The following is a 25501-nucleotide window of genomic DNA, read 5'->3' as shown; positions in this document are numbered from 1 at the left end:
CTGACCGCACCTCATCCGCCTGCCGACAGCCATGCAAACACCAACACACATTCAGCGGGTCACCTTTCTTTTCCTCTTTTTTATAACAACATTGATGCTCGGCCTGGTACTGTGGCCATTCTGGACACAACTCTTTCTTGCCTTCTTACTGGCCAGTGTCTTTTACCCTGTTTACAGCAGGCTTAACTCGGCAATCCGACCATGGGGTGCAGCGACTCTTACCTGCCTGCTCATTACACTCTGCATTTTTTTCCCGCTACTGTTCTGCATTGGCGCACTCTCGGTCGAAATCCCGGCAATGATCACTCTGATCAAAGGTAACGAGATCTTATCACTGTTCCAAAACGATTTACACAGCAAAAGTCTGATCCATCAGGGTCAGACGCTGCTGGGTGAGCTGGGCGTCTATTTTAACCTTGATCGACTAACCGGATTGATCGCTGAACTGTCCACCACGGCAGCACTCTTTATCTACAATCAGGTTTCAGGTTGGGCTACCAACATCCTCCGCTTTGTCCTCCAGTTTGTTATTGTCATCATCGGTGTATTCTTCCTGCTCATCGAGTTCGACCGGCTTATCAATTTTCTCCTGCGCCTCTCCCCCTTGCCAGCCTCACAGAATCGTTCTTTAATTGCCCGTTTCTCCTCTATTTCCGGTGTGCTTCTGATCGGTAACAGTCTGAGCGGTGTGCTGCAGGGAATTTGCGGCGGGATCTACTTTGCGGCCATGGGATTGACTTCACCGGTCCTCTGGGGTTCCGTCATGGCTGTCGTCGCCTTCATGCCGATTGTCGGTGTCGGCCTGGTTCTTCTCCCTGCAGCGCTGATTCTGCTGCTCACGGGAAACAGCTGGCAGGCTCTCAGCACCGTGCTTTTCTATCTTCTGCTCACCTTTATCGTCGACTATCTGATCAAACCCAGATTCATCGGCAATCAGGCAAAACTGCCGCCACTGCTGGTCCTTCTCTCGATCATCGGCGGCATGAGTCTTTCCGGGCTGATAGGTATTATTTACGGCCCCCTGACTGTTACCGCATTTTTCACCCTGGTTGATATGTATCTTCTTGAGTACCAACCCTACTTTGATTACCGTGAACCTGGAGACGGCAGCTGACAGCAACCTGTCCCCATACTCTCAAACGACCGCCTGCCTTGACACCTCTGTAGTTTTCAGGTAACAAGACCAGTTCACTCTTCTTACCGAATCAGTAACCGTCGAAAATTGATAATCCGAAAAGACCGGCCGGCCTGTCGAATTCTCACACATCTGATTTAAGCTCAACAAACTGACAACTGCTCATGGATTTATCAGCACTCCTACCAAGCATTGTGCTTGGTATAGTTGAAGGCTTAACTGAATTTTTACCCATCTCCTCCACCGGTCACCTGATCATAGCCGGCGACCTCCTCAACTATACCGGTGATCAAGCCAAAACCTTTGAAGTCTGCATCCAGCTCGGTGCTATTCTCGCTGTCTGCTGGTTGTACCGCAGGCGATTGTTGAAAGTAATAACCGGCCTGACCACCGACCGGACCGCCCAGAACTTTGTCATCAACCTGATTGTCGGTATCCTCCCGTCCGCTGTTTTCGGCTTACTCCTCTATGAGGTCATCAAATCCCACCTGTTTAACCCGGTGGTGGTCGCCTTGGCCATGGTGGTCGGCGGCGGCATTATTTTTCTTGTGGAGCGTCGGGATCGACACCCCCGGATCACCGACGTTGATCAAATGCAATGGACCGATGCCCTCAAAGTCGGTCTGGCGCAAGTTTTCTCAATGGTCCCGGGGACCAGCCGTTCAGGAGCTACAATCATCGGTGGTCTGCTGTTTGGTCTCTCCCGCCGGACAGCAACCGAATTCTCCTTCTTCCTGGCCATTCCGACCATGTTTCTGGCCACAGGATATGATATTTACAAATCGTGGCACATACTGGCACACACGGATCTGGTCTTCTTTGGAGTTGGTTTTATTACCGCCTTCTTCAGCGCTCTGGTCGCCATCAAGATGCTCATCCGTTATGTTGCAAACCATGATTTCAAAATTTTTGCCTGGTATCGTGTTGTTGTCGGCAGTCTCTTTCTGCTTTACTTTATGCGCTGAGACCGCAGCAGGCTTCACCGGATAGACGCCTCAGGCAGCATACGACCAAAACCGGAAAAAAACCAACAACAGGTCCCGACAAAAAGCACCACTACATGTTCACCGTCACCGCCACCTGCGCTTCCCCCTGATAGCAAATGTCTCCCGGCACATGGGCAGAACTTGACGAATCAAAGGAACAGTATAATTGTATGCCGATACTGTCTGTCTTTTACAGTCACTCAAATAAGCGTACCTTCCGGATTCAAACACTTTCAGCCACGCAAAATGGAGTGTACCATGTACAAACAACACACCACCTTCAACCCTGTAATCCTGCTGGTCTCCTGTCTACTCAGCCTTTGGGCGGGGATCGGTGGTCTACCGCACACAGTTTATGCACAAAGCGATGCTGACCTGGCCCTGCTTGACCGCTCTGCAAAGGCCTTTTCCTCGGTTGTCAAGAAGGCCGGCCCAGCAGTCGTGCATGTCAGTGTCGAAAAAGAGACCGCTATCAAAGGCATGGGACAGTTTCCCTCTGATCTGCTGAACGACCCGTTTTTTGAACGATTCTTCGGACCGCAGTTTCGCCACCCGCGAACGCCTTCCCAACCGGAAAAGCGCACCTTTAAACAGCAGGCCGCAGGGTCCGGTTTTATCATCGCCAGCGATGGGTATATCTTAACAAACAACCATGTGATTGAAGAGACCAGCAAAATAACCGTTCGCCTGGCTGACAAACGTGAATTTACCGCCAAAGTGATCGGTGCAGATCCACAGTCCGATGTGGCCATGCTCAAAATCGACGCCGCAAACTTACCGGTCATCCCGATGGGAAACTCTGACAATCTTGAAGTCGGTGAATGGGTTATTGCCATCGGCAGCCCCTTTGAACTGAACCAAACCGTTACCGTCGGAGTAGTCAGTGCCAAAGGTCGAAACCGTATGGGTATCACCGATTATGAAAACTTCATTCAAACCGATGCGGCCATCAATCCCGGTAACTCAGGCGGACCACTGCTCAATATCCGTGGTGAGGCTGTGGGGATGAACACAGCTATTTTCTCTCGCAGCGGCGGCTACATGGGCATCGGGTTCGCTATCCCGATCAACATGGCCAAAAGTGTTGAACAGCAGCTCCGCAAAAGCGGTAAGGTAACCAGGGGATGGCTGGGAATCGTTATCCAGGATGTCACCGAGGAACTGGGCAAGTCCTTTGGCAGCAAAGCCGGAGGAGCCTTGATCAGCGAGGTTGGCGAGGGAACTCCCGCACAGAAAAACGGCTTGAAGCAGGGCGATATTGTGATCGCGATAAATGGTGAGCCAGTGACCGATGTACCGGATCTGCGCAATAAAATTGCCATGACGCCACCGAACACAAAACTGAACCTGCAGGTCTTACGCGACGGCAAAGAACAGGAGATCCTTGTGACCGTCGGTGAACAACCGGAGGACATGGCATCTTTTTCCAAAAAAATGACAGGGGCGACCCTCAGCAATCTGGGACTGACACTCCAGGACCTGACCAAAGATGTTGCTGAACAGTTCAGCTATGATAAGGATCAGGGCGTTTTGATTGCTGATGTTGCAACCGACAGCCCCGCTGCCGAGACAGGTCTCCAGGCGGGGATGCTCATCGAAGAGGTGAATCGGACCAGAGTCCGTAACCTCAATGAACTGCAACAGGCATTGAAAAAATCAACCAATGCCAAACAGGTGTTGCTGCGAATACGGTCCGGTGAACAGAGCCGATACGTTGTCCTGCAGACCAGATAAACGCAGAATCCACCTTTTTCAGAAAATAATCAGTCGGCACGATACCTTTCGTGCCGACTGATTTGGTGATATCCGCATAACACCATATCCCTGCTGCTATCACTTCTTCACGATAGGATACTGCAGCGTCACCGAGAATGCCCTTTTCTGTTGACCACAGGAATAAGATCCTGAACCCGTCCCAGTCTGTACGGTGCAGTAAGGGCAGGGCCCCTTCTCCCGCCAAATGACTGACACAACCGGGCAGAGACTATCCCGAAAAATCAGAATAAAGATCGCGGGTAATTTTATGCCGCAAAGAGACATCCGCATTGCGGACCAGTTGCGGAAGATGCCCCCATAAGCCGATCTTGCCGTTTTTCATGGCCAGAATGCCGTCAATCCCCGGGATGGCGCCCACCTGGTCAAGCACTGAGGAAAGGTCTCGCTCATGTTGAATCTTGTTGCAGACCAGGGTGACGGCCGCATCAGCCAAAGCCCCGTCCTTTGCAGCAACAGTGGCAAGGTCACACTGGCCAAAACTCAAAGAGTGTCCCATTTTCGAAGAAGAGGAGCACAGTGCCATCGGCAGATCCGCAGGATCAATGCGGAAAGCCAGCTTGCCCCTGATCACCTTGTCACCGGCATAGAGACCAATGGTTATCTCACGATCTGAATGAAGAAAGAGGTCACCGCCGTTTTCAACGATGGCCTCGTGGCAACCGGCCGCCATTGCCGCCTCTACCCCCCGCTGGGCCAGAGCACCGGCAACGGCTGCCATGGGGCCGACACCGGTTAACCGACTGGCTGCCGCCATGCGCCTGACCAGTTCAGGAGCATCAGGCAACAGTTCCACCGGGACCAGCGCTGTCAAAAATTCAGGATGGCGGGCAAGATAGCGTTCAAGCTCCCGCCTCTCCTCAACCACAGTACGCGTTACCAGTTCAAACGCTGTACAGGCCACCCGCAAATTAGTTTCTTTCCAGGAAAAGGAGCGGAAAACACGCATGCTATCGCAGCTTTCACATCATCAGAAGGCCGAAGAACAGGCACCAAAGGGACAGGCGGCAATGCAGGCAAGACACTCAATACAACGATCCTCATTAAAGGTGACCGTACGCGTCCCCTGATCGACAATGGTCAGAGCGCCGGGCGGGCAATGCACCACACAGGCACCGCAGTGGACGCAGCGGTTCTCGTCCCAGTGCACCCCTTTATTCCCGGCATGGATAACAACATCAAAAGTGCCGAGAAAAGCAAAGGCCCGGGTGATGTCCTCCTGGTTGCCGGTCACCTCCAGGCTGAGGTAACCTTCTTCCTCGGGCGTTACTTTGGCACGAAAGATGTTAACGATCAGGTTGTAGTCTTTGACCAGCTGATACACAATCGGCTTTTCAGTCTCGCTTTTCGGAAAATAGAGATAGATCTTTTTGGTAATCATCGAGCCGCTCCCGTGATGGTCAAAGATTTCATCCCCTGATTCAGCGGCAACCGTTGACTGGGCTCGGAAAGGAGAAAATGTCCGTCCTCGATCTCGCTTTTGAGCAGGTTACAGATCTTGAGCGCCTTGCTGTAGGAGGAGAGCGAGGTAACCGGCACTTTTTTGCCCATCAGCTCCACTGTACCGGATCGCAGTTCTTCGTAGGTGAAACGGCCCAGCACCTTACCGGTTTTCTCCGGATAGTCTGTTGAGTAGTCGATAACGCTCGCCTGAATATCACGATCACGGACCGTTGTGCGTCGAAGTATCTCAGGGTTAAGAATGGGGATGGGAATGCCGACCCCCAGGGCAAGAGACACCCCATACCCTCTGAAACTCGCCCCGCGTACGAACTCAGGACGCATCTCCTTCATATCAGCGGTCAGTGCCAGGGTACCGGCACCTTCCACCGGCACACCGTTATCACCGCGTTCGACCAGGGAACAGTGCTGGGTCCCCTGCGCGTAGACAATACCGCGCGCTCCGGCCAGCCATACACTGGTGCCCACACCGATGGTTGCATAGTACGGGTCGTTTAAAAGTGGTGCCAACTGTCCGGCGGAACAGTAGGTCATATTGCGCATCTTGGCCCGCAGGATCCCCAGATAGGTGTAGATCCTCTTGTCTGAAACATTAACGCCGACATTGTAGTTCTGATAACAGTTGCGCGGGTTCACCATGATCGCCTGATTGAGGTCGTTGATGTCAAACATCGTTCTGATCTCACGGCGGGGATAATCATCGGTACCGTAGGAGAGGCCGAACAGCTGCACTTTTTTGCCGGCCACCAGGTCTTCAATCACATGACCGCCTCCGTAGCGGAATTCACCCGGGTGGTACATATTGGCCGGATCATTGTGCCGCAGCTGGGTGGCCCCGATATAAACATCCACCGCCGCAATGCCGCAATAGGCCATGACATCATTGATCCAGGCTTCGGAAATACGCATCTTAGGCGTGCTGTGCCCAAAGTTGAGAAAACACCCGGAGGAGCACATCGGACCAAAGGTGGCAGTGGTCACCACATCCACCTCCCTGGCCGCGTTCTCCAGACCATGTTTGTCCACATAGGCGATCACCTCTTCAGCAGTCAGCACCACCGCCTTGCCTGAGGCAATCTTTTCATTGATTTCCGCATACGTCTTGGTCATAACACAATCTCTCAATAGAGGCCCATTGAAGAAAAGAAGTTGTTTATTATAGGATGATCAGTAAAAAACAGCAAGACAGCCAGCAGGTTGACCCGGGAAAAAGAATTGAAATTTCCTGGAGCATATCCCCATTCCTGCTTGTCTGGATCCATCCTGATCGGGTAAGAGTGGGAGGATCGGCATCAATCTTTCCACCGAGGCGACCAGTATGACAACTCAGCACCAGAAGTTATTTCCCCAGGCGACCCTGCACGCAAACGGCAAAGACTACACCATCTTCCCGGTACGGCAAACGCTTGCGGAACTGGCTGCCGGTTCACTGGAACGTCTGCCCTACAGCCTGCGTCTCCTGCTGGAGAACCTGCTCCGCCAGGCCTCCCGGGGCTTGGCCCATGCTGCAGATATCGAAACTCTTGCCCGCTGGCAACCGGAAGCCGTACCGGATGCGGCGATACCATTCATGCCCACCCGGGTGATCCTTCAGGACTTCACAGGTGTTCCGGTCCTGGTTGATCTGGCAGCCATGCGCTCCGCCCTGGCTCGGCATGGTGGAGATCCGGCCGCTATGAATCCCCTGATCCCGGTGGACCTGATCATCGATCACAGTGTGCAGGTTGACCGGGCTGCTGATCCCGAAGCCCTCAAGATCAACGTCCAACTGGAGATGGTCCGAAACCGGGAACGGTATACCATGCTGCACTGGGGACAACAGGCATTCAAACACTTCCGGGTGGTGCCGCCGGGAAGCGGTATTGTCCACCAGGTGAACCTGGAATTCCTGGCCTCGGTGGTCACCTGCAGCGAACAAAACAGAGCAGATGTTCTCTGTCCGGACAGTGTGCTCGGTACCGATTCCCACACCACCATGATCAACGGTCTTGGTGTCATGGGCTGGGGGGTGGGCGGCATTGAGGCTGAGGCCGTGCTGCTTGGCCAACCCTACCCGCTGCAGATCCCTGCAGTGGTGGGCGTACGCCTGTCCGGCTCGCTCAGACCCGATACCACGGCCACTGATCTGGTGCTGACCATAACCGGTTTTCTGCGCAGCAAGGGGGTGGTTGGTCGATTCGTCGAATTTTTCGGACCCGGCCTGGCCGGTCTGAGCCTTCCGGACCGGGCAACCATCGCCAACATGGCACCGGAATATGGTGCCACCATGGGTTTTTTTCCCGTGGATGCTGAGACCCTGCACTACCTCCGGGCCAGCGGCCGATCAGAAGCTCAGGTGGAGCTGATCGAACAGTACTGCCGAAAACAAGGCTTCTTCTTTACTCCCAACAGCCCGGAACCACAGTATTCAGTCGTCTATCACCTCAACCTTGAAGACGTGACACCAAGCCTGGCCGGTCCCAGACGCCCTCAGGATCGACTGTCTCCGGCCGAGGTGCAGGACGATTTCAACAGACAATTTACACCCTTACCCGTAAAAAATACGTCTGTTGATACGGTGGACCAACTCACCAACGGCTCTGTGGTGATTGCCGCCATCACCAGTTGCACCAACACCTCCAACCCGGATGTCATGATCGGTGCCGGTCTCCTTGCCCGTAAGGCCAGGGCCCGCGGTCTGACCTGCAAACCCTGGGTCAAAACCAGCCTGGCTCCGGGTTCCAGAGTGGTTACCCGTTACCTGGAGCAAAGCGGCCTGCTGCCTGACCTTGAGGCCCTGGGTTTTTATGTGGTCGGCTACGGCTGCACCACCTGTATCGGCAACTCCGGTCCATTGGACGAGTCGATCAGCACGGCCATTACCCGGCACGATCTGACGGTGGCCGCTGTGCTCAGCGGTAACCGCAACTTCGAAGCCCGCATACACCCTCAAGTCCGGGCCAACTACCTCGCCTCACCACTGCTGGTGGTGGCCTACGCGCTGGCCGGCACAGTTCTCATCGATCTGGACACCACCCCGCTGGGGACAGACCAGCAGGGTCAGCCGGTCTATCTGCGCGATATCTGGCCAAGTAAAGAAGAGATCAGGGCGACGGTACAACAGTATCTTCAACCAGAGCTCTTCACCAGCACCTATGCATCGGTCTTTACCGGCGATCAGCAGTGGCGCGATCTGGCAAAAGAAAAAAGCACCTTATATCCGTGGGACCCTGATTCAACCTATATCCGCGAACCACCCTTTTTCCATGATCTCTCTCTGCAGCCTCCACCAGCAGCCGATATTATCGATGCCCGGATCCTGGCCCTGTTCGGTGATTCCGTCACCACCGACCACATCAGCCCGGCCGGATCGATCGGACCGCAGACACCAGCGGGTCTGTACCTCCAGCAACTCGGTGTTCCACCCGCCGAGTTCAACAGTTACGGGTCCCGCCGCGGCAACCATGAGGTCATGATGCGGGGAACCTTTGCCAACATCCGCATCAGAAACCACATGGTGCATCGGGAAGGAGGCTGGACCAGACTCTGGCCCGAGGGCGTTGAGATGTCCATCTATGAGGCAGCGCTCCAGTATCAGAAACACCAGACACCGCTGGTCGTCTTTGCCGGCCATGACTACGGCACCGGCTCCTCCCGGGACTGGGCTGCCAAGGGAACCATGCTTCTTGGTGTCAGGGCGGTGATCGCGGCCTCATTTGAACGTATCCATCGCTCCAACCTTGTGGGCATGGGTGTACTGCCGTTGGAATTTCCGGAAGGTGTGAATATCCAGACCCTGCACCTGGACGGCAGTGAACGCATCAGTTTAATCGGTCTTACCGGTACACTTGAACCGGGCGGGCAGATCCTGCTGCGTATTGATCGTCCAGACGGCTCCAGCGAAACAGGCCCGCTCCGGCTCCGGCTCGACAATGCGGTGGAAATCGATTACTACCGTCAGGGAGGCATCCTTCATAAAGTGCTCCGTCAGCAGCTGCAGAGCCAATGACACCCGGCTGTTGCCTACTGGAACAGACCGCCAAAAAGCCGGAAAGAAGAAGTATCGGCAATTGGCAGCACAGAAGACTGTTGCCCCCTCCAGGCCGGAATCAACAAACGGGCAGCCCGACCGGACATCGCATCTCTGCCGGATCAACAAACCATGTTCTCTTTCTGTACCACCAGCTCCCATGCCCGCCATCATCCTGACCACCATCAATGCCCGATACATTCATGCCAGCCTTGGTCTTCGCTGGCTCCATGCCAATCTGGGTGAGTTACAATCACAGGCACAGGTACAGGAGTACTGCCTGACCGATCACACCGCTGACATTGCTGAACAGATTCTGCAGTCAGCGCCCAGGGTTGTTGGTATTGGTGTGTACATCTGGAATGCTGTCCAGGTGCGACAGCTGGTGAGGATACTCAAACGGGTGGCCCCGCAGACAGTTGTTGTGCTTGGTGGCCCGGAGGTCAGCCATCAGCCGTTCCGGGTCGACTTCAGCGAGGCTGACTACCTTGTTCAGGGCGAAGGGGAGCACAGTTTTTCTGAACTGTGTCAGGCGCTGCTCACTGGCTCACTGCCAACACAGCGGATCATCCCGGCAGGATCTGTGGATGTGGACACGCTCATACTCCCTTACGAACTGTATACCGAAGAGGATCTGGCTCACCGACTCATCTATGTTGAGGCCTCCCGTGGCTGCCCCTTTTGCTGTGAATTCTGCCTCTCCTCCATTGATCACCGCGTGCGGCCCTTTGAAACTGACCGCTTCTTAGATGCCCTGGATCGTCTGTGGCAGCGGGGGGCACGGACTTTCAAGTTTGTTGACCGCACCTTTAATGCCAATCCAGCCACAGCGGGCCGTATCCTTGATTTTTTTCTGGCCCAGAAGCCGCCTTTTCATGCCCACTTCGAGGTTATCCCCGATCATTTCCCGGAATCCATTAAAGAACGGCTGACCCGGTTCCCGGCAGGAACACTGCAACTGGAGGTCGGCATCCAGACCCTGCACCCGCAAACAGCGGCCAATATCAACAGGCGGCTTGATTTTCATCGTATCCGGGAGAATCTGGACTTTCTCGAACAAAAGACCGCAGCTCACCTGCATGTTGACCTCATTGTCGGCCTGCCCGGCGAATCCTTAAAGCAGTTCGGTGACAATCTCAACACCCTGGTGAACCTGACCGGTGGCGAGATCCAGATCGGTATACTTAAAAAACTCTCTGGAACAGCCATTAACCGTCACGATCAGGTGCATGGCATGGTCTACTCACCTGAGCCACCCTACGAGATTCTCAGCAACAATCAGATCAGTTTCAACCAGATGCAGGCCATGAAACGGTTGGCCCGATTCTGGGATCTGGTATACAACAGTGGAAATTTTCGTCGCACCGCCCCCCTGCTCTGGCAGGATGGTGATGTCTTCAATGGCTTTTATGACTTTTCCCGCTGGCTCTTTCTGCAGACCAGAGCAACCTGGCAGATTGGTCTGCCGCGACTCTGCGAGCTGCTGTTCGGTTATCTGGTGGAAGTCAGGGGTATGGATGCAAGAGAAGTGGCCAACAGTCTGGCAGCAGACGTCCTGACCATTCAGGGAAGGTCACTGCCGCAGACCGTGCTGACCCATGTCACGAAACTCCCTGCCACCCGGCGAACACTCGGTGAATCTCTGACCAGAAGACAGACGCGGCATCTGTCCGCCTGAAACAACTCGCGGCCAGACAGGGACAGAGCAGGACAGGACAGGATCACCGTCATCTCTGTTCTTTACACCTCTTGCGAGACAACAGGCTCTTCCACGCACGGCCATCACCGGCAGGGCAGAACATCGGCAAGATCGTTGTTGTCAATCACTGCTGCAAGAGAGACTGTACAGCACTCCACATCTGCACAAACGTTTCCCCTCTTGCCACATCTTTCTCTGCCGGGTAAAGAGAAGGCCACTCTTTTCACCAACCCACACACCTGCAACCCGGTTAATCAACGCCTCTGTGAACCCAACACGCCTTCATCTCCACGAAGCCGGTGTCCTGCTCCGTCTGACCGGTCCACTTGTCCTGGCCCAATGGTCGCAAACCGCCATGGGGTTCGTTGATACAGTCATGGCCGGACGGTATAGCTCCGTTGATCTGGCCGCAGTGGCGGTGGGCTCTTCCATCTTCTTTCCTGTGTATCTCTTTCTTATCGGTCTGTTGAATGCGGTGACACCGCTGGTGGCTCAGGCCCACGGCCGCGGCGACAGTCGGGCGATCCACCGGGCCATGCGCCAGGGCATGGTCATTGGTTGTATCACAGGAGCAGCCTTTATGCCGCTCCTGTGGGGAATGCAACCGCTCATGGTCTGGATGGGAGTTGAGCCTGAAGTCATCCTCATCACCGACCGCTACCTGTTTGGTATCTCCTGGGGGCTGCCGTGTGGCGGGCTCTTCTTTGCTCTCAAAGGAGGAGGTGACGGCCTGGCCAGGCCCAGACTGTCGATGATTGCCGGTTTTATCGGTCTCGCGGTCAATATCGTGACCAACTATCTCCTGATTTACGGTAAACTCGGCCTGCCTGCCCTTGGAGGAGCCGGTTGCGGCTGGGCCACTTCATTCTCGATCCTGGTCATGCTGCTTGTCATGGCTGTGGTCCTCAGCCGAAGTAACATCCGGGGCACTGCGCATCTCTTTTCAAAATCAACCGCACCCACGCGTCTTACCAGTGACCTGGCACCCTTTCTCAAGCTGGGGATACCGTTGGGTCTCACCCTGTTCGTTGAATGCTCGATCTTTACCATCATTGCCCTGTTCATTGCCAAACTTGGCGCCGAGGTGGTGGCGGCCCATCAGATTGCCCTCAACTTCACCTCACAGCTCTACATGCTCCCCTACAGTCTGGGCATGGCGCTCACCGTTCGTGTCGGCTTCACAATCGGTCGAAGACGCGCAACCAGACTGCGACGGGTTGTGCGGACCGGTCTTGTCCTGTCCCTGACCGGATCAGTCTGCACCTGTCTGATCATATCAACTTTTTCTGATAAAATCGCACTACTATATACAACTGACCCGGCTGTCCAGGGACTGGCCGCCATACTTCTAATCTATGCGGCCATCTTTCAACTGCCGGATGCAATGCAGGTCAACTGCAGCGGCATACTCCGCGGTTGTAAGGATACACGCATTCCGTTACTGCTGATACTGCTGTCCTATTGGGGGATTGGTCTGCCGCTGGGATATGGTTTTGGATTGGTGCGGCTGGGGGGCATGGAACCGGGCCCGCAGGGATTCTGGATCGGACTGATCTGCGCTCTGTCAGCTGCGGCAATACTGCTTAGTCTCCGGGTACGGGTGATGTTGCGTCGGTTGACCGGATCGGCGGCTACAGCAGTCCGTCCATAACCGCCAGACACATGTCAGCCTGGTTCAAGGTGTACAGATGGACTCCCGGCGCACCGCCATCAAGAAGACCTTTGATCTGTTCACGGGCATAGGCCACCCCGATTTCATACACAGCATCAGCACCTCCCTCTTCATGTGCGCTGGTCAGGGCATTAATCAGACGGCCGGGTATGCGGGCATTGCACATCTCAAGGACAAAGCGCAGTGATGTCAGGTTTCGGACAGGCAGGATCCCGGGTATCACCGGGACGGTAATACCAAGGGCCCGCAGACGTTCCACGTAGTCAAAGTAGACCCGGTTATCAAAGTACAGCTGGGTGATGACAAAATCAGCGCCGCACTCCACCTTTTGGCACATGACCGTCAGATCTTCGGCAATGGAACGAGCCTCCGCATGAGCCTCGGGAAACCCGGCCACCCCAATAGCCAACTCCGGATGATGCCGCCGAATATAGGCCACCAGGTCTGCAGCATGCGGAAAGGCGGCGAACAGTTCGGCATCTGTTCCGCTGTACCCGGTGGGCCGATCACCGCGCAGGGCCAAGACATTGTCAATGCCCAGGGCCTTGACAGCGGTCAGGAAACCGTCGATCTTGCCGGTATCAGCCGTCACACCGGTGAGGTGAGGCATGACCTCAAACCCGCAGGTACGGATTAACTGCTCGCAGATCTCCAGGGTATTCGACTGGGTAGAGCCACCGGCTCCGTATGTCACGGAAACAAACAGGGGCTGCAGCCGGCCCAGTTCCCCGGCGGCCTCTAAAAAGGCCGGCCACTGTTCCTGCTTTTTGGGCGGAAAGAATTCTAAGGAAACGAACGGACTCCGATTGTGTATCAGTTGAGGAATCTGCATCCTGTGCTCCTTGCCTGGGATAATAAATCGTGTATATTTTTACAGATCGTCAGAGTAAGCAGTAAGTGACCAGTCGTTCATGCCATCAGCGATTGCGTTTCTTTTTCCCGTTCCACACCGGATCCCGGCCGAAACGGGCCCGCCACCAGTCCTCGGGGTCGTACATATCCAAGGCATCCTGTTCTTCCTCTTCGCGATGCAGGGGAAATCGGTACTCACTGCAATACTGCAGCAGCAGCTCATAGGCAGCAGTGATCCGGTACATCGTGTCGCTGTCTCTGGCTGTCTCGATTTCTGCGGTATCCGGGTGGTGGAGTTTACTGAGCCGCCGGTAGTTGCGCTTAATCTCGGCCAGGGTTGCACTTTCACCGAGCCCAAGCACTTTTCTCGCCCTTTCAATAGCCTGCCACTGTTTGGCATTCATGGCTCGTCCCTTTTTCGCCAGCTCTTCTCAGTACCGCTGAACAACCTGCCGATATTCTGCCAATGCTTCAGCCAGATCATCAGCACGATAAATGCAGCCAGCCACAGCTTCCAGCCCGGCGCTTTGAGTAGCGCCAGCCACAGCAGCATGGACAGTGAGCCCAGCAGTGATCCCAGAGAGACAAACCCGGACAGGGCGACACAGCAGGCAAACACCGTGATACAGCCTAAAACTGCGACCGGCGCCAGATACAAGAAGATACCCAGAGCAGTGGCAACCCCCTTGCCGCCTTTAAAACGCAGATAGACCGAAAACATATGTCCAGAGACCAGAGCCGCCCCGCAACTCCCTAAAATCACCTCATATCCGGACTGGCCCTGTACCAGCAGGGTGATGATCCACATGGGCAGGAAGCCCTTTAATATATCGCATCCCAGGGTCAATGCCCCTGTTTTTTTACCCAGCAGGCGGGCAACGTTTGTTGCACCGATATTTTTACTGCCTGCAGAACGGATATCAATACCGCTTCCTCTGGAAAGAAGCAGCCCAAAAGGAATGGCTCCGATCAGATACGAGCCGACAATGTACAGAAGTGCGGAAGTATTCATGGGTGCAGTTAACCAAGGTGCACAGTTATTGAATCAGAAAGACAAAAACACGGTGTACAGATACTGTACGGACAAGCATATCGGCTCTGCATTTTTTCGTACATACATGCGGCTGGAGCGTAACGGCTGATCATGCCTTGTTCTGACGAAACAGCATCTCCAGTTCACAGGCCGCTGCATAGGCAGCTATCTCATCCCGGAGCAGCTGTACATACGGACAATCAACAACCGCCAGCAAACTCTGACGAAGACGAAAAGCAGGCGGCTGCACGCCCTCCTCGACCGGTTCGATAATATACGGGAAAATCTGCGGCCGGCGGCAGACCTGCGGCCTGTCGATGTAGATCCGGCATCGCCCTTCATCCTCCAGGTTAGGGCATCGGCTTCCGGTGGGTAACACCAGACTCCAACCCGGTTGCCAATGAACCAGCACCGGGTCCGGTCTCATAAAAAAATCTCTGCCCTCCACCTGCAACGGCGGCTCATGATCAATCTTTCGAGCTCTGGAGTCGGCCGAATCGATCCTGTTTATCGGGAAAAATGCTGTTTCCTCCGCCCCCAGTGGGATCTCAAAATAACGTTGCACCATGTCAGGCGTCGGGCCGACACAGCACAGGGTACATCCACAGGGTGCACACAGCAGGCTGTTGATCTGTTCCAGTTCACGGGTGAGAATGCGCTGCGCCACCAGGGCAGTGGTGGCGGTCATGGCGTCAACGGGTTGATTATCGACACCGATCACCGGCGTGCCCGGCGCTGCTCCGGTTTTAAGGGCACTGAACTCCTCCAGCAGGTCAGCATAGGGTGCCAACACTTGAGCAGGCTCAGGGTAGCAGGTATAACCGGTCTCAAGATCTCCGGGGAATTCGGCGATCACCTCCTCCACCGAGGCGAAATCACCGGTCAGATATATAAACTGAGCAATGCTCACCAGGGGCAAAACCGGTTGGCGCAGCAGGGCCAGTCCATCGTTCAGGTCAACTTTTTCTATCATAACGTGTCCAGGAAAAATTCGGTCTGCACCCTACACAACAAAGGGTCGAAAAACAAGCGGCCACTCCTCCGATGTGTCCCCGGAAAGCGGCGCATCTTTACTTTCGATAACAAACTGATTACATAACACACGATTATAGCACAGCAGTGCACTGATGTCAGCTTACCAGGGAACATAAACCATGGCCATTCGCACGATTATTACCCATCCGCATCCGATTCTTCGGGAAAAGGCAAAAGAAATAACTGCATTTGATCACGAACTGCAGACTCTGGTTGCAGACATGGCGGAAACCATGTATGCCGCTCCCGGCGTGGGCCTGGCTGCCAACCAGATAGGCGTGCCGCTTCAGGTCGTTGTCGTGGATCGTTCAACAGTGGAAGATCCGCGCGCCTACATTACCTTGGTCAACCCTGTGATCACAAACGGCGAGGGCAGTGTCATTGATGATGAGGGCTGCCTGAGTGTGATCGAATGCTATGCCAGGGTCAAACGCTTTCAAAAAATTCTCGTCACGGCCCGGGACATCCAGGGAAACCCTCTGGAGTTCACGGCTGAAGACCGTTATGCCCGCATCATTCAGCATGAGGTCGACCACCTGCTCGGCACCCTGTTCATAGATCGGCTCAGCCCGCTTAAACGCGCCCTCTACAAGAAAAAGTTGAAAAAGATCCTTCAGGAACAGGCATGAGCCCTCCCTTACGTATCGTCTTCATGGGCACGCCTGATTTTGCGGTGCCCTCACTGCAGACCCTCCTGGACGGGACAGACCAGGTTGTGGCCGTGGTCTGTCAACCGGACAAGAGGCAGGGTCGCGGCAAAATCAGCAGTGCCCCGCCGATAAAGGCCCTGGCAACACAGCATGGCCTGCCGGTCCTTCAGCCTGCCTCCATACGCACAGAGCATTTCTTTGAGCAACTCCGGGAGCTGGCACCTGATCTCCTTGTTGTGGTTGCCTATGGCAAAATTCTGCCCGCTCCGGTGCTGAACCTGCCACCCTTGGGCGCGATCAATGTCCATGGTTCGCTCCTACCAAGCTACCGGGGCGCAGCTCCCATCCAGTGGGCCGTCATCAATGGAGAAACCGAGACCGGTATCACCATCATCCAGATGGATGAAGGTATGGATACCGGTGATATCCTGTTGACCGCACCGGTGTCTATCGGGCCACAGGAGACCGCTGGTGAGCTGTTCCACCGGTTGTCCCGGTTAGGCGGGGAAACTCTGGAAAACGCTCTTGCCCAACTCAAAAAGGGACGTCTTGTCCGTACTCCCCAGGATCACAGCAAGGCCAGCAACGCCCCCATGCTCTCTAAAGAGATGGGACATATCGACTGGACACTGTCTGCCCGGCAACTGCACTGTCTGATCCGCGGCATGGACCCCTGGCCGTCTGCTTATGGTTATATACAGGGAAAACGCTGCCGTTTTTTTACCCCGGAAAGAGTGCTGGTTCGTGCCACAGAGTTACCCGGCACCATCTGTCGCGCCGATAATCAGGGACTGCTGATAGCTACTGGTGAAGACTGTCTGCGCATTCATGACATTCAACCGGAAGGCAAGAAACGAATGCCCGTTAAAACCTGGCTGCATGGATCCCCCATCAAACCACAGACCAGGATCACCTGATGCGCACAGCGTACCTTGACTGTTTTTCAGGGGTCAGCGGCGACATGCTGCTTGGAGCCCTGCTTGATGCCGGTGTGCCGGAGACCTATCTCCGCGAAATATTTTCCGGATTACTGCCTGACGGATACCAGCTGACAGTCATCCGGAAAACCGTCCAGGGGCTTACCGCCACCCAGGTCCTGATCAACGATTTGAAACACCACCCGCATCCGCATCGTCACCTGCAGGATATCCATGACCTCCTGCACCGATCCGCCGTTCCGGCACCTGTCCGGGACCGGTCGCTCGCTGTCTTTACCCGACTGGCCGAGGCAGAGGCAGCCGTACACGGCAGCACAGTGGAGGCCGTCCACTTCCATGAAGTCGGTGCCGTGGATGCAATTCTGGACATTGTCGGCACGGTGGCAGGATGTGCCTACCTGAACATCAGTCAGCTCGACTGTTCTCCCCTGCCTATGCCACACGGCTGGGTGCACTGCAGTCACGGCGACATCCCGTTACCAAGCCCGGCAGTCTGCCGGCTCCTTGAAGGCGTACCTGTCTACGGTATAGATCTTGACCAGGAACTGGTCACACCGACCGGTGCCGCCCTGGTTCGGGAACTGACCAGAAACTTTGGGCCCATGCCGTCAATGCGCCTGCAGCACACCGGATATGGCGCCGGCACGCTACATCGCCACGATGATCGGCCCAACCTGCTGCGACTGTTCATTGGAGAGCCTCAGGAGAGTGCAGAAGCCCGGGAGGTTGAGGTCATTGAAACACATATAGATGACTGGAATCCGGAACTTTGGCCCCATGTCAGCGAGCGTCTGCTGGCGGCCGGAGCGCTGGATGTCTGCCTGATCCCGATGCATATGAAAAAAGGGCGGCCGGGTTTCCTCCTCCGGGTGATCGGAGAATCTGCTCTCCGCCCGGCGCTCACCACCGTTCTCTTTAACGAAACCACCACCATCGGTCTGCGATGGCACTCTGAACAACGCCTGACCCTGCCGCGCCTCCCGATCGTTGTCACCACACCCTGGGGAGATGTGGCCGCCAAACAGATCACCACCCCCTTCGGCACGGTTATTACTCCTGAGTATGAGGCCTGCCGGGCCATAGCAGATGCTCACGGGATTGCGCTGCGAACCGTCTATGCTGCGGTGCAGCAGCAAACACCTGCCTGTGGCACGAAGGCATAAAGTCGCTGTTCAGGCTTTCAGGAAAAAACAATGAACCGTGCAGAGATCTTGACAATACCCACCGTCGGATTCATTCTATCGAACCCACAGTATCGGATGGGCTGTTTTCGACCAAAAGACATTCGCTCTGTGCATCGGCCATCTCATGCTCCGCTCGCCGCATCAACGGTGCGCAACAGGGCTGAGATGTTACAGACAAAACCTATCTGAGAGCAGCAACCATGGATCGCTTACTGATGTTCATTGCCACCGGAGCCGGCAGCGGCAACCTGCCCAAAGCTCCCGGCACCTGGGGTTCGCTCGTTGGCGTCTTACTGTGGGTACCGTTAAGCCGCCTGAGCACTCCATCGTATTTCATGATAATCGGTGCACTGTTCATCATCGGTGTTTTCTGTGCCGGAGCTGCTGAAAAAATAGTTGACCAGGGAGACCCGTCTATTGTGGTCATTGATGAGATCGTCGGTCAGCTGATCGCCCTCAGCTTCATCCCGCTGCATCCGGCAGCCCTGTTGGCGGGTTTTATTCTTTTTCGTTTTTTCGATATTATCAAACCCTATCCGATCAGCTGGATCGACAGGCACCTGCACGGTGGACTCGGCATTATGCTCGATGACGTCATGGCCGCACTGTATGCGCTGCTGGTCCTTCACCTGGGTCTCTGGGTGTTGCACATCCTTTAAAAAAATATTTTCGGAAGAGAGTCCTGCCATACCTTATACAGGAAGGCCTCTGACCTGCCATCATGTTCAGACTCGTCGGAAAATCAGGCAGGCATTGGTGCCGCCAAAACCGTAGCTGTTGCTCATCACCGTTGTTAATCGGGCGTCACGGTTAGCGGTGACAAGATTATGGCCCTCTGCCTCCGGGTCCATATGTTCAATATTTGCCGAACCGCAGATGAAGCCGTGCTTAAGCATCAGGAGGCTGTAAACGGTTTCGTGAACCCCGGCTGCTCCCAGGCTGTGACCGGAAAGAGATTTGGTTGAACTGATCGGCGGGTTGCTGAGACCAAAGACCTCCCGGATAGCCCGCAGTTCGACCAGATCTCCGATCGGGGTTGAAGTGCCATGGGCATTGATGTAGTCAATATCGCTGCCGGCCGTATCCAGGGCCAGACGAATACAGCGTACCGCGCCCTCGCCTGAGGGCTGCACCATCTCCGAACCATCCGCAGTCGCACCATACCCCACCACTTCAGCATACATGGGTGCTCCCCGTTTTCTTGCCCGCTCATACTCTTCCACCACCACCAGACCGGCGCCGTTGGCAACAACAAAACCGTCACGATCACGGTCATAGGGTCGCGAGGCCCTGGTCGGTGTCTCGTTAAACCTGGTGGACAGAGCGCCCATGGCGTCAAACATGGCGGTCTGGGTCCAGTGTTCTTCATCCGCGCCACCGGCAAAAACCACGTCCTGCTTACCCATCTGAATCTGCTCGACAGCACTGCCGATACAGTGCGAACCAGTGGCACAGGCCGAAGAAATAGAGTAGCAGAGTCCCTGGATCCGGTACGTGCTGGTCAGACAGGCGGAGACCGTGCTGCTCATGGTCCGTGGAACCATGAAGGGAGAAAGCCGTTTCAAGCCCTTTTTCCGCATGACATCAGCCGTGGCAACCACATTCTCGGCTGAGGTACCGCCGGAGCCGATGATCAGACCGGTGCGCGGATGACTGACCTCGTCCTCATGCAGCCCGCTGTCACTGATGGCCTGCTGCATGGCGATGGAGGCATAGGCCGCAGCATTGCCCATGAAACGGAGATGTTTTTTATCAATCTGCTGCTTGAGGTCAACCCGGGTAAACCCGCCTATCTGGGAACGTAATCCGATCTCCTGATAGCGGGCATGATAGCGGATGCCGGATCTGCTTTCCTTTAGAGAGGTCAGCACCTCCTCAGTGGTGTCTCCCAGAGGCGAGACAATACCCATGCCGGTAATCACGACTCGTCGCATAACTTTCTCCGTGTTCAGGATCCCCGATGAATGGCAAACGGGCCGCAACTCTGGCAGGTCGGCATGACCTCAACCGTGCAGATGTTGACATGCGGCGGCACGGTGGTCACCCAATAGGCTATTTCGGCAATATCCGCCGGCCGCAGCGGTTCTGTGCCACTGTACACGGTATCGGCCTTTTCTTTATCGCCATGAAACCGAACAATGGAGAACTCGCTTTCAGCCAGGCCCGGTTCGATATTGGTCACCCGCACCCGGGTATGGACCAGGTCGGTGAGCAGGTTCCGGGAAAACTGTTTGACAAAGGCTTTGGTGGCCCCGTATACGTTGCCGCCGGGGTACGGATAGGTACCGGCAATCGAGCCCATATTAATGATGTGTCCCTGATTACGTGCCACCATACCGGGCAGGAAGCAGCGGGTGAGGTAGCACAGCCCCTTGATGTTCGTATCAATCATGGTTTCCCAATCCTCGAGGCTGGCCGCATGCGCACCCTCAAGCCCCAGTGCCAGGCCGGCATTGTTGACCAGGACATCAACGTCACGAAACCCTTCGGGCAGATCACGCACCATGGCGGTCACCTCTTCACGGTTGCGGACATCCAGGGGTATGGCATGCACCGGTACTGTTTTCAGCTCCCGGATCAGCTCGTCCAGCCTCTCCGTACGCCGGCCACTCACGATCAACCGCCACCCCTCTGCTGCAAATCGCTGGGCGCAGGCCCTCCCAAATCCTGAGGTAGCACCGGTTATGCAAACGGTTTTCTGCATACTCTCCTCCTCTTTGAAAGCATAAAGAAACCGTAAAGAAACAGGTTTGCCCTTAAAAGACAATAAATTTTCAGAATGGCCTGGAATTCCTCATGTCTGTACTTATAGTTCACGGACAGGAACACAGATTGTAAGCAGAACACTCTTATCTGAATACTTAAGGAGACCGCTATGAACGAAAAAATACTTAACGCCATAAACAAGCAGATTAATGCTGAGATGTACTCCGCCTATCTCTACCTGTCGATGGAAGCCCATTTCCAGTCGATCGGTCTGCTGGGCTTTGCCACCTGGATGCGGGCGCAGGCTCAGGAAGAGATGATGCATGCCATGAAATTCTATGACTACGTCTATGAGCGGGGCGGCACGGTCACCCTTGAGGCCATTGATAAACCGGAAGCAACCTGGGACACTCCGCTGGCAGTTTTCGAAGCTGTACTTGCCCATGAAAAACATGTGACAAGCCTTATCAACGATCTGGTTGAACTGGCGATCAACGAAAGGGACCATGCCTCCAACATCTTCCTCCAGTGGTATGTTACAGAGCAAGTTGAGGAAGAAGCCAGTGTCAATGAAGTCATCGACAAACTGAAACTGATTGAGGGGACCCGATCCGGTCTGTTCATGGTTGATGCAGAACTGGGAAAAAGGGTCTTTACCGAGACTGAACCGGCTGCAGAATAAAGCCTGAACAGATGGCAAACAGTCGAACAATAAAAACCGAGGTTTTGACGCTTCTTAACGGTCAGGACCTCAACATCATCATCAAAGCACTGGACAGCTATCCGCCCAAGGCTGTGATCAATGCCCTGTTTTCGGCAATCTGCCGGGAAGATCCGCATATCCGCTGGTTTGCAGTCAGCTGTATGGGGCATACCATAAACCGGCTGGCAAAAAAAGAAATGGAAGAGGCACGGACAGTGATGCGCCGCTTCCTCTGGAGTCTGAATGACGAATCCGGCGGCATCGGCTGGGGGGCACCCGAATCCATGGCTGAGGTCATGTGTCAGCATGCCGGTCTGGCCGAAGAGTATGTCCATATGCTGATCTCGTACATGCGTGAGGATGGAGAGGAGCTTTATCAGGACGGCAACTACCTTGAACATCCGCTCCTGCAACAGGGTCTGCTCTGGGGTATTGCCCGGATGAGCGGTTGCAGACCGCGCCTCCTGATCGAGCGGGGCGCCGGTGCCGACATCCCCGCCTACCTGCATGCCGAAGACGGGATAACACGAGGACTTGCCGTCCTTGCCGTCGGTAACCTCTTCTTAACAGCCACTGAAGGGGTTTTACGTAAACTTGTAACTGATACAGCTCCCCTGACTCTGTACTGGGAAGGTGCTTTTCAGTCGACCACAGTGGGTACCCTGGCAGAGACAGCCCTGGAAAGGATGGCTGAATGAGCGGACCGTCTCTTTTCCCAGCCGTTGCCTGTGTGCAGTTCCCCATTGCTCCCGGCAGGATAGAAGAAAATATCAGACAGGTCGAGTCTCTGATCGCCGAACACGCACCAGGACCTGACACCCTGCTGCTGCTGCCGGAGATGTGGGCCACTGGTTTTGATTATGCGCAGACAGCCGCCTTTGGCAAGAGAACGCCGGAAATCCTGAAGGTCATGGCACGGCTTGCCGAAACCCATCACATCTATCTGGCCGGATCTCTGACCGAACTGACTGAAGACGACGCTCTCCCCCGAAACACCCTATTTCTTGTCGGTCCGGAAGGTGTGGTCGGCAAGATTCCCAAACAGCACCTGTTTGGTTACTGGCAGGAAGATCAATACTATCAGAGGGGAATGAGTACGCCACCCTTGCAGACACCCCTCGGTCCTCTCGCCGGACTGGTCTGCTATGACCTTCGTTTCCCGGAAACAGCACGTCACCAGGTTTTTGCAGGTGCCCGTCTGCTGGCGGTCTGTGCCCAATGGCCACGCAGCCGCCTGGAGCATTGGCAAACCCTGGTCAGGGCACGAGCCATCGAAAATCAGGTCTATGTCGCCGCAGTGAACAGCTGCGGCCGTACCGGTCATATGGACATGGCCGGACACTCAATGATTGTCGCCCCTGACGGCACGGTTCTGCAATCTGCAGCCATGGAGGCCGCGGTGATTACCTCTAAACTGGACAGCACGGCTGTTGATGAGCAGCGGCACCGGTTTTATCCGGCAGGTGATCGTTCCTGGCTGACTACGGATCATGAAAAGGTACAGGATCTGGACACCGTGGCCGCCAAGACCCGCCTGATCCGCCGACAGGGGAGTCGTCTTGCCTTTACCAACGGTTGCTTTGATCTTGTCCACGCCGGTCATGTCAGTTACCTGGAAGCCGCCAGACGAACCGCTGACTGTCTGGTGGTGGGGATCAATACCGATGCATCGGTTCGCAGCCTCAAAGGTGCCGACAGACCGGTCAATAACGAGCAGGACCGGGCCCGTGTACTGGCTGCCCTTGGGTGTGTCGACTATGTCATCCTCTTTGCCGACCCGACACCGCTTCGCCTGATCACAACACTGCTGCCCGATGTGCTGGTAAAGGGGGCTGACTGGCCGGAAGCGGAGATTGTCGGAGCTTCGGAGGTGAAGGCCGCCGGTGGCCGGGTCGTGCGTATCGTCTTTCAACACGACCGCTCAACAACAGCTCTGATCGATAAGATCAGGGCTTCTGCACGTGCTCCCATCAACACTTTTTAAACGAAAGGAGATGACTATGACAGTTGTTCGTATCAATGGTATGAAATGCCAACACTGCGCCGGATCGGTGAAAAAAGCCCTGGAAGAGCTGGGTGCCACTGAGGTGCAGGTGGATCCGGCTAAAGGTGAGGCCTGTTTTTCAGGAGTCATCGATAATGATGCAATGCGACAGGCAATCGCGGCCAAGGGCTTTAGCGTGGTTGAATAACCGCACCAACGTTCCTCTTTTTCATCCTGACAGTCAGTTTCTGCTGACTGTTGGGAAAAATCCGGCAGCATTGTTCAACCCCCTGTCGGATGTTCAGTACTCTCCCCTCCTTTTTTGCCGCAGGCCGTCATCTGTCTCATCCTGTTTCATCAAACCGCCTTTTACTCTGCTGCCTGCGAAACAGAGACAAAACCATACTCTTTTTCCAGAGTTTTAAAACCGGCCTGCCGCCTGCTTACCAGCTGCTGTTGACCATATGTGGCGACAATGGTATCGTTGCCGCCTATGTGGATGAAAAGCGATTGCTCACTGTTCGCACATTGCTTTTTTTATGGAGATTTTGCTATGAAACTCAAGCCCATCCTGCTCACCATCCTCGGCGTCACCCTGATTGTTGGTGTCCTGGCCGGTATCAAGGCACTGCAGATCGGCACCCTGATCAAACAGGGAAAAGCTGTACAGATCCCGCCGGAAGTGGTGACAACCACACAGGTGGAATCACAGTCCTGGGAATCGCTCGTCACCGCAACCGGCACCCTGGAAGCGGTCCAGGGCGTAACTGTGGCAGCAGAGCTGACCGGTAAGATAACAGATATCGCCTTTGAACCCGGTGTGCTTATCAAAGCAGGCGACCTGCTGGTGCAGCAGGACATTGCCGCCGAAACTGCACAATTGCGATCTGCGGAAGCAGCCGTTGCCCTGGCCAGGGTGACATTTGAACGCACCAGAAAGATGCTGGCCACCAAGACAGTGGCCGAAGCCAACTATGATAACGCCGAGGCGCAGCTTAAACAGGCACTGGCCCAGGCCGACATCATCAGGGCAACCATCGACAAGAAGACCATCCGTGCCCCCTTCAGCGGACGACTCGGGATCCGCCAGGTCAACATTGGCCAGATCATCCAGGAAAATACGCCGATTGTCAGCCTGCAGGCGCTTGATCCAATCTTTGTCAACTTCCTGGTCCCGCAGCAGCAGTTGCGGCAGATGCAGGTGGGCTACACGGTCCGGATCACCTCCGATGCCCTGCCAAACGGCTGGTCTGTGTCCGGAACCATCACCGCTGTCAATCCTGAAGTTGAGACCAGCAACCGCAATATCCGGGTACAGGCCACGGTGACGAATCCGGAGGACCGTCTCCGGCCCGGAATGTTTGTCAACGTTGCTGTCATTCAACCCGAACCCGAACCGGTCCTGGCTATTCCGTCAACAGCTGTTTTGTATGCCCCCTACTCTGATTCTGTCTTCATTGTTGAAGAGGACACAACACCGGCACACCAGGTGGTCCGCCATCAGTTTGTACGTCTTGGTGAACAGCGTGGTGATTTTGTTGCGGTTGTCTCCGGGCTTGATCCACGGCAGACTGTGGTCAGCACCGGTGTGTTCAAGCTCCGCAATGGCCAGGCCGTTGTTATTGATAACAGCCTGGCCCCGGAATTCAAACTGAATCCGCAGCCCAAGGATGGTTAACCC

24 protein-coding genes are annotated in these 25501 nt (G+C 55.1%); 15 read left to right on the top strand and 9 right to left on the bottom strand.

Features of this window, described 5'->3' with window-relative positions; all coding sequences use genetic code 11:
- Window positions 1-31 precede the first annotated feature (31 nt).
- From HP555_RS05065 to HP555_RS05055, 3 genes are all read left to right on the top strand, one after another.
- The gene (locus HP555_RS05065) at window positions 32-1114 is read left to right on the top strand and encodes an AI-2E family transporter (protein WP_199264098.1); all 1083 of its coding nucleotides are present in this window, start codon (window positions 32-34) and stop codon (window positions 1112-1114) included.
- A 185-nt stretch (window positions 1115-1299) separates the two neighbouring features.
- Complete coding sequence (locus tag HP555_RS05060) at window positions 1300-2100, top strand: undecaprenyl-diphosphate phosphatase (RefSeq protein ID WP_199264097.1); 801 nt, start codon at window positions 1300-1302, stop codon at window positions 2098-2100.
- Window positions 2101-2379: 279 nt separating this feature from the next.
- Window positions 2380-3855 (top strand): DegQ family serine endoprotease, encoded by a 1476-nt coding sequence (locus HP555_RS05055; protein ID WP_199264096.1) that lies wholly within the window; start codon window positions 2380-2382, stop codon window positions 3853-3855.
- A gap of 250 nt (window positions 3856-4105) precedes the next feature.
- On the opposite strand, the gene HP555_RS05050 is transcribed toward HP555_RS05055, so the two are convergent.
- The 3 genes from HP555_RS05050 to HP555_RS05040 are packed head-to-tail and all read right to left on the bottom strand — an operon-like array spanning window position 4106 to window position 6465.
- Window positions 4106-4843, bottom strand: a complete 738-nt coding sequence (locus HP555_RS05050) for a UPF0280 family protein (protein WP_199264095.1) — start codon at window positions 4841-4843, stop codon at window positions 4106-4108.
- Between the two features lie 21 nt (window positions 4844-4864).
- On the bottom strand, window positions 4865-5275 hold the full coding sequence (locus HP555_RS05045) for a 4Fe-4S binding protein (protein ID WP_199264094.1): 411 nt from the start codon (window positions 5273-5275) through the stop codon (window positions 4865-4867).
- On the bottom strand, window positions 5272-6465 hold the full coding sequence (locus tag HP555_RS05040; RefSeq protein WP_199264093.1) for a homocysteine biosynthesis protein: 1194 nt from the start codon (window positions 6463-6465) through the stop codon (window positions 5272-5274). Before HP555_RS05040 ends, HP555_RS05045 begins: the two co-directional genes overlap by 4 nt.
- Window positions 6466-6673: 208 nt before the next feature.
- Here HP555_RS05040 and acnA point away from each other — a divergent pair, with 208 nt between their 5' ends.
- From acnA to HP555_RS05025, 3 genes are all read left to right on the top strand, one after another.
- Window positions 6674-9343, top strand: coding sequence for an aconitate hydratase AcnA (gene acnA, locus HP555_RS05035; RefSeq protein WP_199264092.1), 2670 nt, complete (start codon window positions 6674-6676; stop codon window positions 9341-9343).
- A gap of 10 nt (window positions 9344-9353) precedes the next feature.
- A complete protein-coding gene (locus tag HP555_RS05030; protein WP_233249248.1) occupies window positions 9354-11042 on the top strand; it encodes a B12-binding domain-containing radical SAM protein in 1689 nt (562 codons plus the stop codon).
- A 286-nt stretch (window positions 11043-11328) separates the two neighbouring features.
- Window positions 11329-12714 carry an MATE family efflux transporter gene (locus HP555_RS05025; RefSeq protein WP_199264091.1) on the top strand — a complete coding sequence of 462 codons (1386 nt, stop codon included), beginning with the start codon at window positions 11329-11331 and terminating at the stop codon, window positions 12712-12714.
- On the opposite strand, the gene HP555_RS05020 is transcribed toward HP555_RS05025, so the two are convergent.
- The 4 genes from HP555_RS05020 to HP555_RS05005 all read right to left on the bottom strand — a co-directional run bounded on the left by HP555_RS05020 (window position 12695) and on the right by HP555_RS05005 (window position 15593).
- On the bottom strand, window positions 12695-13567 hold the full coding sequence (locus HP555_RS05020; protein ID WP_199264090.1) for a methylenetetrahydrofolate reductase: 873 nt from the start codon (window positions 13565-13567) through the stop codon (window positions 12695-12697). The two genes, HP555_RS05025 and HP555_RS05020, sit on opposite strands and share 20 nt — an antisense overlap.
- Window positions 13568-13652: 85 nt before the next feature.
- On the bottom strand, window positions 13653-13991 hold the full coding sequence (locus tag HP555_RS05015) for a J domain-containing protein (protein ID WP_199264089.1): 339 nt from the start codon (window positions 13989-13991) through the stop codon (window positions 13653-13655).
- A complete protein-coding gene (gene plsY, locus HP555_RS05010) occupies window positions 13988-14599 on the bottom strand; it encodes a glycerol-3-phosphate 1-O-acyltransferase PlsY (protein WP_199264088.1) in 612 nt (203 codons plus the stop codon). The genes HP555_RS05015 and plsY overlap by 4 nt, the downstream gene beginning before the upstream one ends.
- Window positions 14600-14729: 130 nt before the next feature.
- Window positions 14730-15593 carry a YkgJ family cysteine cluster protein gene (locus HP555_RS05005; RefSeq protein ID WP_199264087.1) on the bottom strand — a complete coding sequence of 288 codons (864 nt, stop codon included), beginning with the start codon at window positions 15591-15593 and terminating at the stop codon, window positions 14730-14732.
- A 181-nt stretch (window positions 15594-15774) separates the two neighbouring features.
- Here HP555_RS05005 and def point away from each other — a divergent pair, with 181 nt between their 5' ends.
- The 4 genes from def (at window position 15775) to HP555_RS04985 (ending at window position 19086) form a co-directional block, all read left to right on the top strand.
- Window positions 15775-16284: a peptide deformylase gene (gene def / locus HP555_RS05000; protein WP_199264086.1), complete on the top strand. Its 510-nt coding sequence runs from the start codon at window positions 15775-15777 to the stop codon at window positions 16282-16284.
- Window positions 16281-17222: a methionyl-tRNA formyltransferase gene (gene fmt / locus HP555_RS04995; protein ID WP_199264085.1), complete on the top strand. Its 942-nt coding sequence runs from the start codon at window positions 16281-16283 to the stop codon at window positions 17220-17222. The genes def and fmt overlap by 4 nt, the downstream gene beginning before the upstream one ends.
- Window positions 17222-18406 (top strand): nickel pincer cofactor biosynthesis protein LarC, encoded by a 1185-nt coding sequence (gene larC, locus HP555_RS04990; protein WP_199264084.1) that lies wholly within the window; start codon window positions 17222-17224, stop codon window positions 18404-18406. Before fmt ends, larC begins: the two co-directional genes overlap by 1 nt.
- Window positions 18407-18627: 221 nt before the next feature.
- Window positions 18628-19086, top strand: a complete 459-nt coding sequence (locus HP555_RS04985) for a phosphatidylglycerophosphatase A family protein (RefSeq protein ID WP_199264083.1) — start codon at window positions 18628-18630, stop codon at window positions 19084-19086.
- A 66-nt stretch (window positions 19087-19152) separates the two neighbouring features.
- Here the strand turns inward: HP555_RS04985 and fabB are convergent, their stop codons facing one another.
- Both fabB and HP555_RS04975 read right to left on the bottom strand, forming a co-directional pair.
- Entirely contained in the window at window positions 19153-20361 is a 1209-nt protein-coding gene (gene fabB, locus HP555_RS04980) for a beta-ketoacyl-ACP synthase I (RefSeq protein ID WP_199264082.1), read from the bottom strand.
- A gap of 14 nt (window positions 20362-20375) precedes the next feature.
- Complete coding sequence (locus HP555_RS04975) at window positions 20376-21131, bottom strand: SDR family oxidoreductase (protein ID WP_199264081.1); 756 nt, start codon at window positions 21129-21131, stop codon at window positions 20376-20378.
- 171 nt (window positions 21132-21302) lie between these two features.
- On the opposite strand from HP555_RS04975, the gene HP555_RS04970 reads away from it, so the two are divergent.
- The 5 genes from HP555_RS04970 (at window position 21303) to HP555_RS04950 (ending at window position 25498) form a co-directional block, all read left to right on the top strand.
- Window positions 21303-21815 carry a ferritin gene (locus tag HP555_RS04970; RefSeq protein WP_199264080.1) on the top strand — a complete coding sequence of 171 codons (513 nt, stop codon included), beginning with the start codon at window positions 21303-21305 and terminating at the stop codon, window positions 21813-21815.
- Window positions 21816-21826: 11 nt separating this feature from the next.
- A complete protein-coding gene (locus tag HP555_RS04965; RefSeq protein WP_199264079.1) occupies window positions 21827-22534 on the top strand; it encodes a DVU0298 family protein in 708 nt (235 codons plus the stop codon).
- Window positions 22531-23820: a D-glycero-beta-D-manno-heptose 1-phosphate adenylyltransferase gene (rfaE2, locus tag HP555_RS14065; protein ID WP_233249247.1), complete on the top strand. Its 1290-nt coding sequence runs from the start codon at window positions 22531-22533 to the stop codon at window positions 23818-23820. Before HP555_RS04965 ends, rfaE2 begins: the two co-directional genes overlap by 4 nt.
- Window positions 23821-23836: 16 nt before the next feature.
- Window positions 23837-24028 (top strand): heavy-metal-associated domain-containing protein, encoded by a 192-nt coding sequence (locus tag HP555_RS04955; RefSeq protein ID WP_199264078.1) that lies wholly within the window; start codon window positions 23837-23839, stop codon window positions 24026-24028.
- Between the two features lie 345 nt (window positions 24029-24373).
- Window positions 24374-25498 (top strand): efflux RND transporter periplasmic adaptor subunit, encoded by a 1125-nt coding sequence (locus tag HP555_RS04950; RefSeq protein ID WP_199264077.1) that lies wholly within the window; start codon window positions 24374-24376, stop codon window positions 25496-25498.
- Window positions 25499-25501: the final 3 nt, after the last annotated feature.

This window comes from Desulfobulbus oligotrophicus (genome assembly GCF_016446285.1).
In the GTDB taxonomy this organism is placed as follows: domain Bacteria; phylum Desulfobacterota; class Desulfobulbia; order Desulfobulbales; family Desulfobulbaceae; genus Desulfobulbus; species Desulfobulbus oligotrophicus.
Note: the sequence above shows the minus strand (reverse complement) of the source record. Positions and strands in the feature narration are given on the sequence as shown.